The following is a 3,006-nucleotide window of genomic DNA, read 5'->3' on the forward strand; positions in this document are numbered from 1 at the left end:
CCCCAGGCTGGAGACCGCGAAGTATCCAGCCGACCGCACGCCGACACCACGGCCATCCCTACGGAGGATCCCCGATGACAACCACCCCGCTCCCATCGCCCGACGGCCGCCTGTTCCTCACCGACGCCGGCTGCGAGACCGATCTCATCTACAACCGCGGCGTGCCGGTCCCCGAGTTCGCCGCGCACACGCTCCTCGCAGACCCGGTCAGCCGCGCAGCGCTGGCCGACTACTACCGGGGCTTCCTCGATCTCGCTCGCGCCACGGGAAGCGGCATGGTGCTCGACGCGCCCACCTGGAAGGCGCACCCGTTCTGGGCAGCCGACCTCGGAGTGACGAACGACGAGCTGCACGACGCGGTCCGGGTCACCGTCGCCTTCAGCCGCGGTCTCGCTGACGAGTACGCCGACGTGCCCGTCCTCGTCGACGGGCTCGTCGGTCCGCGCGGTGACGCCTACGCACCCGAGAGCCTGTTGACCGCCGACGAGGCCGAGGCCTACCACGCCACGCAGATCGGCTGGCTGGCCGAGGCAGGGGTGGACCTCGTGACGGCGTTGACGTTCACCCACACCGACGAGGCGATCGGCGCCGTGCGCGCCGCCCGCACGATCGGCGTTCCGATCGTCGTCTCGTTCACCGTCGAGACCGACGGCCGGCTTCCCACGGGTGAACCGCTCGGCGAGGCGGTCCGGCGCCTCGATGGCGCCACCGGTGGGGCGGCGGCGTACGTGATGGTCAACTGCGCGCACCCCGACCACGTCCTTCTCGGCCTGACCCCTGGCACCTGGATCGAGCGCGTCCGCGGCGTGCGGTGCAACGCGTCGCGTCAGAGCCACGCCGAGCTGGACGTCGCGGAGGTCTTGGACGACGGCGACCCCGCCGAGTTCGCGGACGGCTACGTCCTGCTGGCCAGCCGGCTGCCGGCACTCGCCGTGGTCGGCGGCTGCTGCGGCAGCGACTTGCGCCACGTGACTGCCGTCGCCCGCGAGCTCACCCTCGTCCGCAGCTCGGTCTGAGCTGCCCCGAACGACGGCGCCGCCGTCGAGACGACGAGACCCCCTGCACTGCTGGGGGTCTCGTCGTCGATGTTTCGCGGTGTCGCCTTGCCTGCTAGCAACACGACGCGATCCGCGCGAAACGGACCGCTGGGCAGCGATGCCTATTGCCGGATATTGGGCGGCCGCGTCTGCCACCTGGCCGGCCAGTGAGCCGACACCCAAATGGCCCAGTGAAGATCCGGCCTCAGCTCGGACAGCGAGAGCAATATCCGGCACTATCGCTCGCTCGGGTGCGTCCGCGCGTCGACATGGCCAGCCAAACACCAGGAGGCCCCCCGGACGACGACGCCGGGGGGCTTCCTGCGCAGGCTCAGCCAGACTGCGTGTAGGTCACCTCGACCGGGATGGTCAGGACTTGAAGAACTGCAAGGTGCTGGTGACGTTGTAGTAGCCAGTCGGAACCTCGATCGTGCTAGCGACACCGTTGGCGGGGTACGCCTGGGCGGAGCCGCAGTCGAGCGAGCCACCGATTCCCAGCGGGACAGCGACCGCCGTGGTGCTCAGTGCGGTCACGGCTCCGTTGTTGTCAGAGCCATCGCCGTACTCGCAGGTGCCGAGGGGGGCACCCGTGTCGAAGTTCTCCTTGGTGATGAGCACGCGGGGGTACACCGTGACGCCGCTCGTCGTGGCGTAAGCCGAGACGGAGACCGCGCACGGAGCCTGGGCCGCCTTGCAGGTGAACCGGAAGGTGCCGGACACCGTGTCGCCCACGGGCGAGCCGAGGGCGGTGGACAGGGTCTGCCAGGGGCTCGCAACGGCCCCGCCGCGCGAGACGTTGATGTTCCCGACGCCGTAGGTCGCAGCAGGAGCATCCTTGCCAGTGGCACCCGGAGCACCAGCAGGACCCTGCGGGCCGGCGGCACCGGCCGGTCCCTGCGGACCCGCAACTCCCTGCGCACCTGTCGCGCCTGTGGAGCTGCCCTTCTTGGGTACCACGTACTTAAAACTGCCAGTCGGGCACACCGTGGTCGACCACACCTGAGTCATCAACTTGCTGGAGTTGTTGACGCAAATGAACAGGTCACCAATGACCTCCGGGGTCGGCCCACGCGTGGATGCCACAGCGGAAGTAACGCCGCCAGCCACGACCGCACCAGCGACCGCCGCTGCCAGCACCGTTCGACGGGTAGTCCAACCGTTTCGAGCGAATCTCATGACAAGAGCCCTTCCTGCGTGGCGACGACTTGCCGGCACACGTCTCGCAACGTATCGGCAGGACGCCCCGGATGCAGTGTGGCGGTCTCCCGACGGCGACGTACCAGATGCGTTGTGGGTCCGACAAGGGTCGGGGAGGAGGACGGGCGCATGCGACGATTCCTCGCATCGTTTCCTCCGGGCGCGCTTCTGGACGCCCGGTTTGGGCCCAACGGCGTTGACCGTTGTGGAATGGGCCGGCAGTCGACGGCCCCCGCTGGGAGGCCGAGCGCGAAGTGCCGTTATCACTCGCCTCGCCAGGTCGGCCATGTGGACCCTCGAGTCAGTTGTCTGCCGCGAGAAGGATCTTCAACGCGGACTGGCCGTCAGCGCGGTACGCCGGGTCGATGAGCGCCCACGAGGAGTGGTCGTCCTTTGCCAGTTCTCCGGCGCGGCGGAGCCATCGCTTGTCGCTATCTCCCATCTGCTCACGCATCTCGAAAGGGTCAGCGACAAGGGAGCACAGCAGGGCGAGGTCGTTGAAGTGGCGATCCCGACGTTCGGCCAGCGTTGTGGCACCTGCCTTGATGACGAGGCTCCGAGCAGATCGGGGCGGGGCACGAGGCCCCTGCTGCCGCTGGCCATGACCACCTCGACCTCCTCAACCCGATGGAGGGCTTGGGTGCCGCCCGGAACCTCGACTGTCCTGCCGGGTGGTGTCGTCGTGAGGTTGGCGCGCGGACCGACGTTGTCCGGGGCGAGTACATCCACCAGGACCGGTGGGTCGAACGTCTTGTGCTTGTAGCGGTGAGCC

3 protein-coding genes are annotated in these 3,006 nt (G+C 68.7%); 1 reads left to right on the plus strand and 2 read right to left on the minus strand.

The genetic code is table 11. From position 1 onward, the window contains the following. The first annotated feature begins 74 nt into the window (after positions 1-74). On the plus strand, positions 75-1,016 hold the full coding sequence (locus VIM19_15335) for a homocysteine S-methyltransferase family protein (GenBank protein HEY5186235.1): 942 nt from the start codon (positions 75-77) through the stop codon (positions 1,014-1,016). A gap of 390 nt (positions 1,017-1,406) precedes the next feature. On the opposite strand, the gene VIM19_15340 is transcribed toward VIM19_15335, so the two are convergent. Further along, positions 1,407-2,120, minus strand: coding sequence for a hypothetical protein (locus tag VIM19_15340; protein ID HEY5186236.1), 714 nt, complete (start codon positions 2,118-2,120; stop codon positions 1,407-1,409). Between the two features lie 415 nt (positions 2,121-2,535). Further along, a complete protein-coding gene (locus VIM19_15345; protein ID HEY5186237.1) occupies positions 2,536-2,688 on the minus strand; it encodes a hypothetical protein in 153 nt (50 codons plus the stop codon). Positions 2,689-3,006 lie beyond the last annotated feature (318 nt).

The sequence above is a fragment of the Actinomycetes bacterium genome (genome assembly GCA_036510875.1).
Taxonomy (GTDB): domain Bacteria; phylum Actinomycetota; class Actinomycetes; order Prado026; family Prado026; genus DATCDE01.